The 14,454-nt window shown below is 71.9% G+C and carries 9 protein-coding genes; 5 read left to right on the top strand and 4 right to left on the bottom strand.

Translation table 11 applies throughout. From position 1 onward, the window contains the following. Positions 1 to 80: 80 nt before the first annotated feature. Complete coding sequence (gene lon / locus AC3ET3_RS16550; protein ID WP_435612390.1) at positions 81 to 2,516, bottom strand: endopeptidase La; 2,436 nt, start codon at positions 2,514 to 2,516, stop codon at positions 81 to 83. A gap of 174 nt (positions 2,517 to 2,690) precedes the next feature. On the opposite strand from lon, the gene AC3ET3_RS16545 reads away from it, so the two are divergent. Further along, entirely contained in the window at positions 2,691 to 3,353 is a 663-nt protein-coding gene (locus AC3ET3_RS16545) for a GNAT family N-acetyltransferase (protein WP_435612389.1), read from the top strand. A 44-nt stretch (positions 3,354 to 3,397) separates the two neighbouring features. Here AC3ET3_RS16545 and AC3ET3_RS16540 read toward each other — a convergent pair whose 3' ends face one another. Both AC3ET3_RS16540 and AC3ET3_RS16535 read right to left on the bottom strand, forming a co-directional pair. Continuing rightward, positions 3,398 to 3,550 (bottom strand): hypothetical protein, encoded by a 153-nt coding sequence (locus AC3ET3_RS16540; protein WP_432134072.1) that lies wholly within the window; start codon positions 3,548 to 3,550, stop codon positions 3,398 to 3,400. A gap of 26 nt (positions 3,551 to 3,576) precedes the next feature. Further along, positions 3,577 to 4,350, bottom strand: coding sequence for a rhomboid-like protein (locus AC3ET3_RS16535; RefSeq protein ID WP_432134071.1), 774 nt, complete (start codon positions 4,348 to 4,350; stop codon positions 3,577 to 3,579). Positions 4,351 to 4,538: 188 nt separating this feature from the next. Here AC3ET3_RS16535 and AC3ET3_RS16530 point away from each other — a divergent pair, with 188 nt between their 5' ends. The 4 genes from AC3ET3_RS16530 to AC3ET3_RS16515 all read left to right on the top strand — a co-directional run bounded on the left by AC3ET3_RS16530 (position 4,539) and on the right by AC3ET3_RS16515 (position 11,261). Further along, positions 4,539 to 5,264, top strand: a complete 726-nt coding sequence (locus AC3ET3_RS16530) for a spermine/spermidine synthase domain-containing protein (protein WP_432134070.1) — start codon at positions 4,539 to 4,541, stop codon at positions 5,262 to 5,264. Positions 5,265 to 5,398: 134 nt separating this feature from the next. Continuing rightward, a complete protein-coding gene (locus AC3ET3_RS16525) occupies positions 5,399 to 6,139 on the top strand; it encodes a response regulator transcription factor (RefSeq protein ID WP_432134069.1) in 741 nt (246 codons plus the stop codon). Further along, a complete protein-coding gene (locus tag AC3ET3_RS16520) occupies positions 6,136 to 7,245 on the top strand; it encodes a sensor histidine kinase (RefSeq protein WP_432134068.1) in 1,110 nt (369 codons plus the stop codon). Before AC3ET3_RS16525 ends, AC3ET3_RS16520 begins: the two co-directional genes overlap by 4 nt. Before the next feature lie 227 nt (positions 7,246 to 7,472). Further along, a complete protein-coding gene (locus AC3ET3_RS16515) occupies positions 7,473 to 11,261 on the top strand; it encodes a multifunctional oxoglutarate decarboxylase/oxoglutarate dehydrogenase thiamine pyrophosphate-binding subunit/dihydrolipoyllysine-residue succinyltransferase subunit (RefSeq protein WP_432134067.1) in 3,789 nt (1,262 codons plus the stop codon). Positions 11,262 to 11,350: 89 nt separating this feature from the next. Here the strand turns inward: AC3ET3_RS16515 and fxsT are convergent, their stop codons facing one another. Next, positions 11,351 to 14,362, bottom strand: a complete 3,012-nt coding sequence (gene fxsT, locus AC3ET3_RS16510; protein WP_435612388.1) for an FxSxx-COOH system tetratricopeptide repeat protein — start codon at positions 14,360 to 14,362, stop codon at positions 11,351 to 11,353. Between the last annotated feature and the right edge of the window lie 92 nt (positions 14,363 to 14,454).

Below are 14,454 nucleotides of genomic sequence, written 5' to 3'. Positions count from 1 at the left end.
CAGTGATCGCACGGGGAGGGCCGGGCGTGGGGCCCGGGTCCCCTGACGAGGAGCCCGGGCCCGGTGACCGGCCGCGTCCGTCACGCCGCGACCGGGGCCTGCTCCCGCCGCGTGCCGTTCGTCGCCGGCGCGAGGGCCAGTTCCAGGACCTGGCGGACGTCGGTGACGGCGTGCACGTCGAGCTTGTCGAGCACCTCCGCGGGGACGTCGTCCAGGTCGGGCTCGTTGCGCTTGGGGATGATCACCGTGGTGACGCCGGCGCGGTGGGCGGCGAGCAGCTTCTGCTTCACCCCGCCGATGGGCAGCACCCGGCCGGTCAGCGAGACCTCGCCGGTCATCGCCACGTCGGTGCGGACCAGCCGGCCGGACAGCAGCGAGGCCAGCGCGGTCGTCATGGTGATGCCGGCGCTCGGGCCGTCCTTGGGGACGGCGCCCGCCGGGAAGTGGATGTGCACGCCCCGGTCCTTCAGGTCGGCGACCGGCAGTTCCAGTTCGGCGCCGTGCGAGCGCAGGAAGGACAGGGCGATCTGTGCGCTCTCCTTCATGACGTCGCCGAGCTGGCCGGTCAGCGTCAGACCCGCCGCGCCCGTCTCCGGGTCGGCCAGCGAGGCCTCGACGTACAGGACGTCGCCGCCGGCGCCGGTCACCGCGAGGCCGGTGGCCACACCGGGCACCGAGGTGCGGCGTTCGGCCGGGTCCTGGGCGGACTCGGGGATGTGGTGCGGCCGGCCGATCAGGCCGCGCAGGTCGGCGTCGGTGACGGTGAACGGCAGGTCGCGCTCGCCCAGTTCGTGCTGGGCGGCGATCTTGCGCAGCAGCCGGGCCACGGACCGCTCCAGGGTGCGCACGCCGGCCTCGCGGGTGTACTCGCCGGCCAGCTTGCGCAGGGCGCTCTCGTCGAGGGTGACCTCGTCGGCGTTCAGACCGGCCCGCTCCAGCTGACGCGGGAGCAGGTGGTCGCGGGCGATGACGACCTTCTCGTCCTCGGTGTAGCCGTCCAGGCGGACGATCTCCATGCGGTCCGCGAGCGCCTCGGGGATGGCTTCCAGGACGTTGGCGGTGGCGAGGAAGACGACGTCGCTGAGGTCGAGTTCGACCTCCAGGTAGTGGTCCCGGAAGGTGTGGTTCTGCGCCGGGTCGAGGACCTCCAGCAGTGCGGCGGCCGGGTCGCCGCGGAAGTCGGAGCCCACCTTGTCGATCTCGTCGAGCAGCACGACCGGGTTCATCGACCCGGCCTCCTTGACGGCGCGCACGATCCGGCCGGGCAGCGCGCCGACGTACGTACGGCGGTGGCCGCGGATCTCGGCCTCGTCGCGGACGCCGCCGAGGGCGACCCGGACGAACTTGCGGCCCATGGCGTGGGCCACGGACTCGCCGAGGCTGGTCTTGCCGACGCCGGGCGGGCCGACCAGCGCGAGCACGGCGCCTCCGCGCCGGCCGCCGATCACGCCGAGGCCGCGCTCGCCACGCCGCTTGCGCACGGCCAGGTACTCGGTGATGCGCTCCTTGACGTCCTCCAGGCCCGCGTGCTCGGCGTCCAGGACCGCCTTGGCGCCCTGGATGTCGTAGGCGTCCTCGGTGCGTTCGCGCCACGGCATCTCCAGGACGGTGTCCAGCCAGGTGCGGATCCAGGAGCCCTCGGGGGACTGGTCGGAGGCGCGCTCCAGCTTGTCGACCTCCTTGAGGGCGGCCTCGCGGACCTTCTCCGGCAGGTCGGCGGCCTCGACGCGGGCGCGGTAGTCGTCGGACTCCTCGGCGGGGTCCTTGCCGTTCTCGCCGTTGAGTTCGCGCAGTTCCTTGCGGACGGCCTCCAGCTGGCGGCGCAGCAGGAACTCGCGCTGCTGCTTGTCGACGCCCTCCTGGACGTCCTTGGCGATGGTCTCGGCGACCTCCTGTTCGGCGAGGTGGTCGCGCAGTTGCCGGGTGGCGAGCCTGAGGCGGGCGACCGGGTCGGCGGTCTCCAGCAGCTCGACCTTCTGCTCGGTGGTCAGGAAGGGCGAGTAGCCGGAGTTGTCGGCGAGGGCGGAGACGTCGTCGATGGCCTGGACGCGGTCGACGACCTGCCAGGCGCCGCGCTTGCGCAGCCAGGCCGTGGCGAGGGCCTTGTACTCCTTGACCAGTTCGGTGACATGCCCGGGGAGCGGATCGGGCGTCGTCTCGCCGATCCGGGTCCCCTCCACCCACAGCGCGGCGCCCGGCCCGGTGGTGCCGGCGCCGATCTTCACCCGGCCGCGGCCGCGGATCAGGGCGCCGGGGTCGCCGTCGGCGAGCCGGCCGACCTGCTCGACGGTGCCGAGGACACCGGTGCCGGCGTAGGTGCCGTCGACGCGCGGGACCAGGAGCACCCTGGGCTTGCCGGGTTCCGGCCCGGCGGCTGCCTGGGCGGCCTCCACGGCGGCGCGTACGTCGGCGTCGTTCAGGTCCAGCGGGACCACCATGCCGGGCAGCACGACCTCGTCGTCGAGCGGCAGCACGGGCAGGGTGAGCGGTGTGAACGCCGTGGACTCAGCAGCCATGATCTCCCCTTCGGCAGTCAAGTTGAGGTATGCCGACTCAATGCATGTGAGCGCATGAATGTTCCCGGACGGGTGTTCGCCGTGAGCGATCAAGCCTGTGCCGCAGGCCGGAAGGGCCCCTAGAGTCCCTCATGTAATAGTCACTTCGACTTTTCAGCCCTTACGAGGTGGGGCATGGACGCGATCGTACGGGCGTGGGTGGACGGCTGGGTCGTCTCGCGCGGGGCGGCGCCGCCGGTGCGGGAGCCCTGGGGGGTGACGATCGACGTCGGGATCCAGGCCGGGCACGTCACCCGCCATGTCTTCGGCGAGCTGAACGACGGCGTCGGCAGGGCGGCCGTCCAGAAGGTGGCGGGCGCGGTGACCGGCTCGGGGGTGTGGCTCAAGGTGTTCCGGCACCCGGCCGTGGTCTCCCGCTGGCTCGGGCCGGACTGGTGGATCGACCCGGAACCCGGCTGTCTGATGACGCTCCCCCTGCCCCTGACCACACCGCCGCCCCCGCCGCCGCCGGCCGGCTACCGCGTGCGCACCTGGACCCGGGGCGGCGTCACCCGTGTTCTGCTCGCCGCCGAGGACGGCTCCCTCGCCGCCCGCGGCCAGGTCGCGGTGACCGGGGGCACGGCGGTCGTCGACCAGATCGAGACCGTGCCGGACCACCGCCGCCGCGGCCTCGGACAGCACGTCGTGCACACCCTCCGCGCGACCGCCGCCGCCCAGGGCGCCCACACCTGCGTCCTCGCGGGCACCCCGGCGGGCCGCGCCCTCTACGAGACCCTGGGCTGGCAGGTCAGGGCCCCGCTGACCAGCGCCCGGTTCACGGGCCCGGCGCGGGGCTGACGGGCGGTGCCCGGCAGGTGCCGCCGCGAACGGGGCGCGCGCCGCTACGGCCTGCTGGACCGGATCACGTCACGGTCCGCGCCGCGCAGGGCCGCGGCCCGGGCGCAGACGGCGAACCCGGTGCCGCTCGCGGAGCGCAGGGCCGGCGGCTGGTGGCGTTCGCGCCAGGGCGGCTCGAGCCCGGCGTGGTCGAGCATCCGCTCCGAAGAGGAACGGGTCGCCGTCAGCCGGTCGCATGCCGCTCCGCGTCCGTGTCCCCCCGCCCCGCCCGGCGCAGCAGCGGCCACGTGGCGACGCCCAGGGTCAGGGCCGTCAGGTGGCCCCAGTTGGTCAGGGGGTCGGTGAGGGCGAGGAGGTCGTCGACGAGGAAGCCGGCGGCCACGGCCAGGAGGGGCAGGCCCAGCCAGGGGCGCAGCAGGCCCGCCAGGGCGCCCAGGCAGGTGGCGACGCCGTAGCTGATGCCGTAGTCCAGGCGGTGCAGGGAGGTGCCGGGGAGGTGGCCGGCGAGGACGGCGAAGCCCACCGGGACCTCCGTCACCAGGGTGGCGAGGGTGTGGCCGAGGAGGAACACGCCGGCCGTGCGCAGGGCGCCGACGCGCAGCTCCAGCGCCGTGAGGACGACGAGGAAGGCCAGGGTGAACGGCGAGCCGAGCCCGCCGGCCACCCACAGGGCGCTGGCCAGCAGCACCGGGACCGGCGAGCGGAGCAGATGGGCCACGTCCGTGCTGGAGCCCTCGTGCAGGGCCGCGACCAGCCCGGGGTCCGCGTGGTCGGCCAGGTAGGAGGTCGCGCAGAGGACGGCGGTGTAGCCCAGGGTGAAGGGCACGGGTATCCGCCGCCACGGGGCCCGCCGGTGGATGCCGGCCGGCTCCGGCGCGGCCTCCGCCGCCGCGTCCGGTACCGGCTTCGGCGCCTCGGCCGGGCCGACCCGGGTGGGCTGGCGGGGCATACCGTCCAGCAGGCCGGTCGTCGGATCGGCCGGTGCGGTGCGTTCCACGATGAGGCGCTCCTTCCGGTTGTCCCCACCCTTGGCGCCCCGCCCGGCGGCTGTCTGTGATCCACGCCACCCGCAGGACGATTCTCAGCAACCTCTCAACGATCCGCACCCGCGCGCGGGGCTCGCACGTTCGGATGACCCAGGGGAAATTCCGGCCCCGACCGGCCGTGGGGTGCCACGATGGGCCGATGCCCAGTTCCCACGACACCTGCCACGAGATCCCGGCGGACACGGCGTCAACCGCCGTGCCGGACAAGCCCGTCGTTCTGGACCGCCGCGAGGGCCCGTACGGGGAGGTCGTGTTGCGCCGGCACGGAGAGCTGCTGCAGATCATCGCCAACGGCTGTTTCCTGATGGACACCTCCGACGGCCGCTCGGAGCGGCTGCTGGTCGACGCCGCGCTGGAGGCGCTGGACGCGCGGCCGGCGCCGCGCGTGCTGATCGGCGGCCTGGGCGTCGGATTCTCGCTCGCACACGCCGCGGCGAACCCCCGCTGGGGCGGCATCACGGTCGTCGAGCGCGAGCCCGCGGTCATCGAATGGCACCGCGCCGGCCCACTCGGCGCGCTGTCGGGCGCGGCACTGGCCGACCCGCGCGTCGGCGTCGTGGAGCGGGACCTGCTCGGTTATCTCGATGAGACGTCGGACACGTTCGACGCCCTGTGCCTGGACATCGACAACGGGCCCGGCTGGACCGTCACGGAGGACAACGACGGCCTGTACTCACCGGCCGGACTCGCCCACTGCGCACGCGTGTTGAGACCCGGCGGGGTGCTCGCGGTGTGGTCCGCCCAGCCGTCCGCGGAATTCGAAGGATCCTTGGTGAATGCCGGGTTCCGGCAGGTGCGTACCGAAGAGATCCCCGTTGCCCGAGGCGTGCCGGACGTCGTGCACCTCGCCGTCCGACCTGGATAGCAATGGCAAGGTGACTCCGGGTACGTTGCTGCCCTGACGCGCTCATTCAAGCGTCAATCGCAGTCATGCGCGGACAGGAGCGCAGGCAAGGGATCACCCCACTGATTCCGGAAAGCACACCTCAGGGGCGGGCGATGGAGCAGACACACACCTCGCACAGCGGCACGACGACGGCTTCCCCGGGCGCCCAGCGCCGCGTTCTGGTCGTCGAGGACGACCAGACGATCGTCGACGCCATCGCGGCCCGCCTGCGCGCCGAGGGATTCCTCGTGCAGACGGCGGGAGACGGGCCGTCGGCGGTCGACACGGCCGAGGCCTGGCAGCCGGACCTGCTGATCCTCGACATCATGCTGCCCGGCTTCGACGGCCTGGAGGTCTGCCGCCGGGTCCAGGCCCAGCGGCCGGTGCCGGTGCTGATGCTGACCGCCCGCGACGACGAGACCGACATGCTGGTCGGGCTCGGCGTGGGTGCCGACGACTACATGACGAAGCCCTTCTCGATGCGCGAGCTGGCCGCGCGGGTGCACGTCCTGCTGCGCCGGGTGGAGCGGGCCGCGCTGGCCGCCACCACCCCGCGCAGCGGCATCCTGCGCCTGGGCGAGCTGGAGATCGATCACGCGCAGCGCAGGGTGCGGGTGCGCACCGAGGACGTGCACCTGACGCCCACCGAGTTCGACCTGCTGGTCTGCCTGGCGAACACGCCGCGCGCCGTGCTCTCGCGCGAGCAGCTGCTGGCCGAGGTGTGGGACTGGGCGGACGCCTCGGGCACCCGGACGGTCGACAGTCACATCAAGGCGCTGCGGCGGAAGATCGGCGCGGAGCGGATCCGCACGGTGCACGGCGTGGGCTACGCGCTGGAGACCCCGACGCCATGACCGGCGGGCCGGACGCGCCGAGAAACCCCGGAGGGGAGTCCTTCGGGGGTGTGCGCCCCTTCTCGATCAAGACGAAACTGGGCGCCCTGGTCGTCACCTCGGTGCTGATCACGACCGGTCTGTTGATGATCGCCGTGCGCACCAAGACGGAGCTGCGCTTCATCACGGTCTTCTCGATGATCGCCACGCTGCTGATCACGCAGTTCGTGGCCCACTCGCTGACCGCCCCGCTGGACGACATGAACACGGTGGCCCGGTCCATCTCGCACGGCGACTACACCCGCCGGGTGCGCGAGACCCGCCGGGACGAGCTGGGCGCCCTGGCCCAGACCATCAACGTGATGGCCGACGAGCTGGAGGCGCAGGACCGTCAGCGCAAGGAGCTGGTGGCGAACGTCTCGCACGAGCTGCGCACCCCCATCGCGGGCCTGAGAGCCGTGCTGGAGAACGTGGTCGACGGCATCGCCGAACCCGACCCGGAGACCATGCGCACCGCGCTGAAACAGACGGAGCGTCTCGGCCGCCTGGTGGAGACGCTGCTGGACCTGTCCCGCCTGGACAACGGCGTGGTGCCGCTGCGCAAGCGGCGGTTCGAGGTGTGGCCGTACCTGTCGGGGGTGCTGAAGGAGGCCAACATGGTCGCCTCCGCGCGCGCGGGCATGGCGTCCGGCTCCGGCAGTCACAGCCGTACCGACGTCCATCTCCGCCTGGACGTGACGCCGCTGGACCTGACGGCGCACGCGGACCCGGAGCGCATCCACCAGGTGGTGGCGAATCTCATCGACAACGCGGTCAAGCACAGCCCGCCGCACGGCCGGGTGACGGTGAAGGCGCGCCGCGGGAAGCTGCAGGACTCGGTGGAGCTGGAGGTCCTGGACGAGGGTCCGGGAATTCCGCGCTCGGAGTGGCACCGTGTCTTCGAGCGGTTCAACCGGGGTGCCGTGAGCCGGCCGCACGGTCCGGGCAGCGACGGCGGCACGGGGCTGGGGCTGGCGATCGCGCGCTGGGCGGTGGACCTGCACGGGGGGCGGATCGGAGTGGCCGAATCCGAGCGCGGATGCCGGATCCTCGTCACCCTTCCAGGGGAGCCGTCCGCGTCAAGTTGACGTAAAGTTCGATCAAGGTTCGCATCGTTGGGTACGCCACCTGCACGGACGTACCCGATTCGCAGCGGAACCACGCTTGTTTCCCGCCATTTCAGGCGGCGAAACACGCTGTCTGATGTGACTTACACGACGATGCGGCAGCCCGACCTGACCTTCTCGGTCTTGGAGGCGTAGCCTTTATTCCCGCTGTCCATCACCTTGTGAAGCGGAAGAGGGCGGTTGCCGCCGTGTCGCCACAGTCCCCCAGTAACGCATCGAGCGCCCCGACGGCCGAAGCGGACCAAGCGGGCAAGAACCCCGCTGCCGCGTTCGGTCCCAACGAGTGGCTCGTCGACGAGATCTATCAGCAGTACCTCCAGGACCCGAATTCGGTAGACCGAGCCTGGTGGGACTTCTTCGCCGACTACAAGCCGGGCGCCGCGGGAGCCCCGGCTCCGGCGGGTACTGCGGCCGCGGGGGCCGCAGGCACCACCTCCCCCACGGCCCCGGCCGCGCCCGCCGCCCCGGCGGTCCCCGCGCCGGCCCCGGCCGCCCAGAAGCCCGCCGCCGCGGCGGCCCCGGCTCCGGCCGCGAAGCCGGCCGCCGCGAAGGCCCCGGCCGCCAAGCCGGCCGCCGCCGCGCCGAAGGCCGAGGCCGCCGCGCAGCCGGACGGCCCGGAGCTGGTGACGCTGCGCGGCCCGGCCGCCGCGGTCGCGAAGAACATGAACGCCTCCCTGGAGCTGCCGACCGCCACCTCGGTCCGCGCGGTCCCGGTGAAGCTGCTGTTCGACAACCGCATCGTCATCAACAACCACCTCAAGCGGGCGCGCGGCGGGAAGATCTCCTTCACGCACCTGATCGGCTTCGCGATGGTCCAGGCCATCAAGGCGATGCCGTCGATGAACTGGTCGTTCGGCGAGAAGGACGGCAAGCCGACCCTCGTCAAGCCGCCGCACGTCAACCTCGGCCTGGCCATCGACCTGGTGAAGCCCAACGGCGACCGCCAGCTCGTCGTCGCCGCCATCAAGAAGGCCGAGACGCTGAACTTCTTCGAGTTCTGGCAGGCCTACGAGGACATCGTCCGCCGCGCCCGCGAGGGCAAGCTGACGATGGACGACTTCACCGGCGTCACCGTCTCGCTGACCAACCCCGGCGGCCTGGGCACCGTCCACTCGGTGCCGCGCCTGATGCCCGGCCAGTCGGTCATCATGGGCGTCGGCTCCATGGACTACCCGGCGGAGTTCCAGGGCACCTCCCAGGACACCCTGAACAAGCTCGGCATCTCCAAGGTCATGACGCTCACGTCGACCTACGACCACCGGGTGATCCAGGGCGCCGCGTCCGGCGAGTTCCTCCGCCAGGTCGCCAACCTGCTGCTCGGCGAGAACGACTTCTACGACGAGATCTTCAAGGCGCTGCGCATCCCCTACGAGCCGGTCCGCTGGCTCCGGGACATCGACGCCAGCCACGACGACGACGTCACCAAGGCCGCCCGGGTCTTCGAGCTGATCCACTCCTACCGGGTGCGCGGCCACGTCATGGCCGACACCGACCCGCTGGAGTACAAGCAGCGCAAGCACCCCGACCTGGACATCGTCGAGCACGGCCTCACCCTGTGGGACCTGGAGCGCGAGTTCGCCGTCGGCGGCTTCGCCGGCAAGTCGATGATGAAGCTGCGCGACATCCTCGGCGTGCTGCGCGACTCGTACTGCCGCACCACCGGCATCGAGTTCATGCACATCCAGGACCCCAAGCAGCGCAAGTGGATCCAGGACCGGGTGGAGCGCCCGCACTCCAAGATGGAGCGCGAGGAGCAGCTGCGCATCCTGCGCCGCCTCAACGCCGCCGAGGCGTTCGAAACCTTCCTGCAGACCAAGTACGTCGGCCAGAAGCGCTTCTCCCTGGAGGGCGGCGAGTCGGTCATCCCGCTGCTGGACGCGGTCCTGGACAGCGCGGCGGAGTCCCGGCTCGACGAGGTCGTCATCGGCATGGCCCACCGCGGCCGGCTGAACGTGCTGGCGAACATCGTCGGCAAGTCGTACGCGCAGATCTTCCGCGAGTTCGAGGGCAACCTCGACCCGAAGTCCATGCACGGCTCCGGCGACGTGAAGTACCACCTGGGCGCCGAGGGCACCTTCACGGGCCTGGACGGCGAGCAGATCAAGGTCTCCCTGGTCGCGAACCCCTCGCACCTGGAGGCGGTGGACCCGGTCCTGGAGGGCGTCTCGCGCGCCAAGCAGGACATCATCAACAAGGGCGGCACGGACTTCACGGTCCTGCCGGTGGCGATCCACGGCGACGCGGCCTTCGCGGGCCAGGGCGTGGTGGCCGAGACCCTGAACATGTCGCAGCTGCGCGGCTACCGCACCGGCGGCACGGTCCACATCGTCATCAACAACCAGGTCGGCTTCACCGCGGCCCCCGAGTCCTCGCGCTCCTCCATGTACGCGACGGACGTGGCCCGCATGATCGAGGCCCCGATCTTCCACGTGAACGGCGACGACCCGGAGGCCGTGGTCCGCGTCGCGCGGCTCGCCTTCGAGTTCCGCCAGGCGTTCAACAAGGACGTGGTGATCGACCTCATCTGCTACCGCCGCCGCGGTCACAACGAGTCGGACAACCCGGCCTTCACCCAGCCGCTGATGTACGACCTGATCGACAAGAAGCGCTCGGTGCGCAAGCTGTACACCGAGTCGCTGATCGGTCGCGGCGACATCACCCTGGAAGAGGCCGAGCAGGCGCTGCAGGACTACCAGGGGCAGCTGGAGAAGGTCTTCACCGAGGTCCGCGAGGCCACCGCGCAGCCCGCCGCCGCGCCCGGCTCGGACCCGCAGGAGGGCTTCCCGGTGGCGGTGCAGACCGCGGTGTCCACCGAGGTCGTCAAGCGGATCGCCGAGTCGCAGGTCAACGTGCCCGACCACATCACCGTCCACCCGCGCCTGCTGCCGCAGCTGCAGCGCCGGGCGGCGATGGTGGAGGACGGCACCATCGACTGGGGCATGGGCGAGACCCTCGCCGTCGGCTCGCTGCTGCTGGAGGGCGTCCCGGTCCGGCTCGCCGGCCAGGACTCCCAGCGCGGCACGTTCGGCCAGCGCCACGCGGTGATCATCGACCGGGAGACCGGTCAGGACTTCACGCCGCTGCTGTACCTCTCCGAGGACCAGGCCCGGCTGAACGTCTACAACTCGCTGCTCTCCGAGTACGCGGCCATGGGCTTCGAGTACGGCTACTCGCTGGCCCGCCCGGACGCGCTGGTGATGTGGGAGGCCCAGTTCGGCGACTTCGTCAACGGCGCCCAGACGGTCGTGGACGAGTTCGTGTCGTCGGCGGAGCAGAAGTGGGGCCAGACGAGCGGTGTGGTGCTGCTCCTCCCCCACGGCTACGAGGGCCAGGGCCCGGACCACTCGTCCGCGCGCCCGGAGCGGTTCCTCCAGCTGTGCGCCCAGAACAACATGACGGTCGCCATGCCGACGCTGCCGTCGAACTACTTCCACCTCCTGCGGTGGCAGGTGCACAACCCGCACCACAAGCCGCTGGTCGTCTTCACCCCGAAGTCGATGCTGCGGCTGAAGGCCGCCGCGTCGAAGGCGGAGGAGTTCACCACGGGCGGCTTCCGCCCGGTCATCGGCGACGCGTCGGTCGACCCGGCCGCGGTGAAGAAGGTCGTCTTCTGCGCCGGCAAGGTCTACTACGACCTGGAGGCCGAGCGGCTAAAGCGCGGTGCCACGGACACGGCCATCCTCCGCATCGAGCGCCTGTACCCGCTGCCGGGTGCCGAGCTCCAGGCGGAGATCGCCAAGTACCCGAACGCCGAGAAGTACCTGTGGGCCCAGGAGGAGCCGGCCAACCAGGGTGCCTGGCCGTTCATCGCCCTGAACCTGATCGACCACCTGGACCTGGCGGTCGGCGCCGACATCCCGGCCGGCGAGCGTCTGCGCCGCATCTCGCGGCCGCACGGCTCGTCCCCGGCCGTCGGTTCCGCCAAGCGGCACCAGGCCGAGCAGGAGCAGCTGGTGCGTGAGGTGTTCGAGGCGTAGTCCTCGCCCGCCCGACCCGGCAGGGCCCGTCCCCGGAGCGATCCGGGGGCGGGCCCTGCGGCGTTCGGGCGCCGCTCCGGGCGGCCGCTCTAGGTGGCCTGCGGCTCGAAGTCCCAGTACGGGCGGTTGCGCGAGCGGGCCGAGATGGTGTGGACGTGCTGCTTGCCGAGGGTGGCCTCCAGGTCGGCCAGGGCCTCCTGCTCGACCTTCTCGGCCTGTGGGCGGTCGTGCAGGCCGCGCAGGTCGGCGGCGTGCGCCACCCGGGCGGACAGCGTCAGGGGGTGGGTGCGGCCCAGGGACTCGACGGCGCGCGGCACGGTGTCCCGGCTGAGCGCGGCGGCGCCCTCGGTGTCGCCGGCCAGGTTGCGCAGGGCGGAGGCGTTGACGGCGACGCCCAGCGTGTAGGGGTGGCTCTCGCCGACGGCGGCGGTCATGTCGGCCAGCGCCTCCTCCGCCAGGGCGTGCGCCTGGTCGCGTTCGCCGACGCTGCGCAGGATCAGCGCGTGGTTGGCGCGGGCACCGGCGATGAAGGGGTGCCCGGGGGTCAGCAGCGTCTCGTAGCGGGCCATGACGGACTCGCTCGCCTCGCGGGCCTGGTCGATGTCGCCGAACTCGCGGGCGAAGCAGCTCTGGCTGACGGCGGCGGCCAGGGTCTCCGCGTGCCGGTCGCCGAGCTTGCGCTCGTAGCGCTCCAGGACGCGGGTGAGCAGCGTCCCGGCGCCGGGCCGGTCGCCGCCGCGCAGCCGGCACAGCGCCAGGTTGTGCTCGGCGCGCAGGGTCTGCGGGTTGTCGGTGCCCAGCACCAGCCGGCACTCGCGCACGTTCTTCGTCTGCATGGACTCGGCCTCGGTGTAGCGGCCCAGCAGCCGCAGTCCGATGGCGTAGGAGACCTCCGACAGCAGCGCCCAGGGGTGGCGCGCCTTGAGCACCCGGCGGCGCAGTTCCAGGGTGGTCTTGTCGATGTCCAGCGCTTCCTGGTAGCGGCCGAGCAGCCGGTGGGCGAAGCCCAGGTTGTTCAGCGCGTTCAGGGTGCGGGAGTCCTCCTCGCCGAGGAGGTCGCGGTAGGTGGGGTAGAGCCACAGGTAGAGCTCCAGCGCCTCGTCGTACCGGCCGAGTCCCCACAGGTCCGCGCCGAGGCCGTTGACGGCCCGCAGGTAGTCCAGGTCCCGTTCGCCGCGCTCCTGGCGCAGATGGTCGGCGGCCTGCCGTTCGAGGGCCTCGGTGCTCTCGTAGTCGCCGGAGGAGCGCAGCAGGTTGGCGTAGTGGTAGGTGAGTTCCCAGATCCGCGGGTGGTGCTCGCCCAGGGCGGTGCGCCAGGCGCGCAGGGCGCGTTCGCCGAGCTTGACGCCGGAGGAGTACTCGCCGGCGAAGTACATGTAGCGCAGGCAGTTCAGCACCAGCCGCTGCACCCGCCCGTCCTGGCTCTGCAGGACGTCGGCGTACTTCAGGTGCGGCACGATCTCGGCGTACGAGTCCCACAGGCGGGTGTCGGTGGCGCGGCCGGGGTCGGCGGCGGCCAGGGCGCGGCGGACGACGTCGACGAACTCCCGCCGGTCCGCCTCGGGCATGTCGTTGCGGACGATCTGGTGGACCATGCGGTGCAGGTACAGCGACTCGCCGGAGGACGACGAGCCGGGCTCCCCGGACGTCTCGTGGGACTCCAGGCGCACCACGGAGTACTGGCGCAGCTGGTTGATAGCCCGGTTCCACAGCAGCGGGTCCTGCAGCAGTCCGGCGAGCTGTTCGGGCAGTTCGTCGTGCGGCATGTCCTTCAGCAGGCGCACGGGGACGAAGCCGGGTGCGAAGAACGTGCACAGCCGGAGCAGGTCGACGGACTCGGGGACGGTCTCGCGGAGCTTGTTCAGCAGTATCGACCAGGCGGTCTGGAAGGCGAGCGGGAAGTCGGCGGAGACCTTGACGACGTCCTGGTCGATGCCGCCCTCCAGCAGGGCGATGTAGTCCTCGACGGACAGGTCGGAGTCGTTGAGCCAGCCGGCCGTCTGGTCCAGCAGCAGCGGCAGGTCCTCCAATGCCTCGGCGAGCTGGTCGGCCTCCGCCTCGGTGAGCCGGGGCGCCCGGCGCCGGATGAAGGCGACGGACTCGTCGCGGGCGTACACCGGGACCTGCATCAGCCGGCTGTTGTGCTCGCCCCAGCGCGGGTTGCGGGAGGTGATGAGGACGTGTCCGGGTCCGGTGGGGACGAGGTCCCAGATCTGGTCGGGGTCGTCGGCGCCGTCGAGGATCAGCAGCCAGCGGGAGTACGGCTCGCCGCGGCGCAGCGCGTCCCGTACGGCGCGCAGCCGCTCACCGTACTCGGCGCCGGTCGACAGGCCGAGTTTCGGAGCGAGTTCGGCGAGCAGGCGGCGGTAGGAGACCCGCTTCTCGGCGTTGATCCACCACACCACGTCGTACTCGGAGCTGAACCGGTACACGTACTCGGCGGCCAGCTGGGTCTTGCCGACGCCGGACATGCCGTACAGGGCGAGGACTCCGGCGCCGGGCTCGCTGCCGTGCAGCAGGTGGTAGGCGTCGTTGAGGAGGGGCTCGCGGCCGGTGAAGCGGGTGTTGCGGCGCGGGACGTTGCCCCACACCTCCGGCATGGCGGACGGGAAGCGGGGCTCGTGGCGGCCGTCGCCGGCTTCGGACAGCGGCTCGTAGGGCAGGTCGAGGCGTTCGACGAGGCGCCGCTCGGCCTCTTCGGGGCCGATGTTGACGAGGTCGACGGGGGCGAGGGCGGCGACGGCGGTGGGGACCGGCGCGGTGGTCACCGAGACGGCCGCGAACCGGGACGCGTCGGGGGCGACGACCTCGCGCAGCGCCGCGTTCCACTCCTCGAAGGTGCGCGGGCCGAGCCGGAAGTACCAGTCGCTGACGAGCATGACGATGCGGCCGTCGGCCAGTGCCAGGTCCCGCAGCAGGTCGGTGAGCGACACCTCGGGGGGCGCGTCCCAGCGCAGGTAGACCACGCGCAGGCCGCGCCGCTCCAGCCGGTCGCCGATCCAGGCCGCCCAGGCCCGGTTGAAGCCGGCGAAGCTGATCGTGACGGTCTGCCGCGCGGCTCCCCTCTCGACTGCCCCCACCGGCCTACGAGTTCCAGACATGCAGCGGCCTCCCGCACGAGATTTTAGAAGCTGGGCACGGCTCCGGGAAGGCGCGGGAACACGCCACCGCCGACGCGTGTGCTCCGCATCCC

The sequence above is a fragment of the Streptomyces sp. bgisy159 genome (genome assembly GCF_057707805.1).
This window is presented reverse-complemented; position numbering and strand designations above follow the sequence as displayed.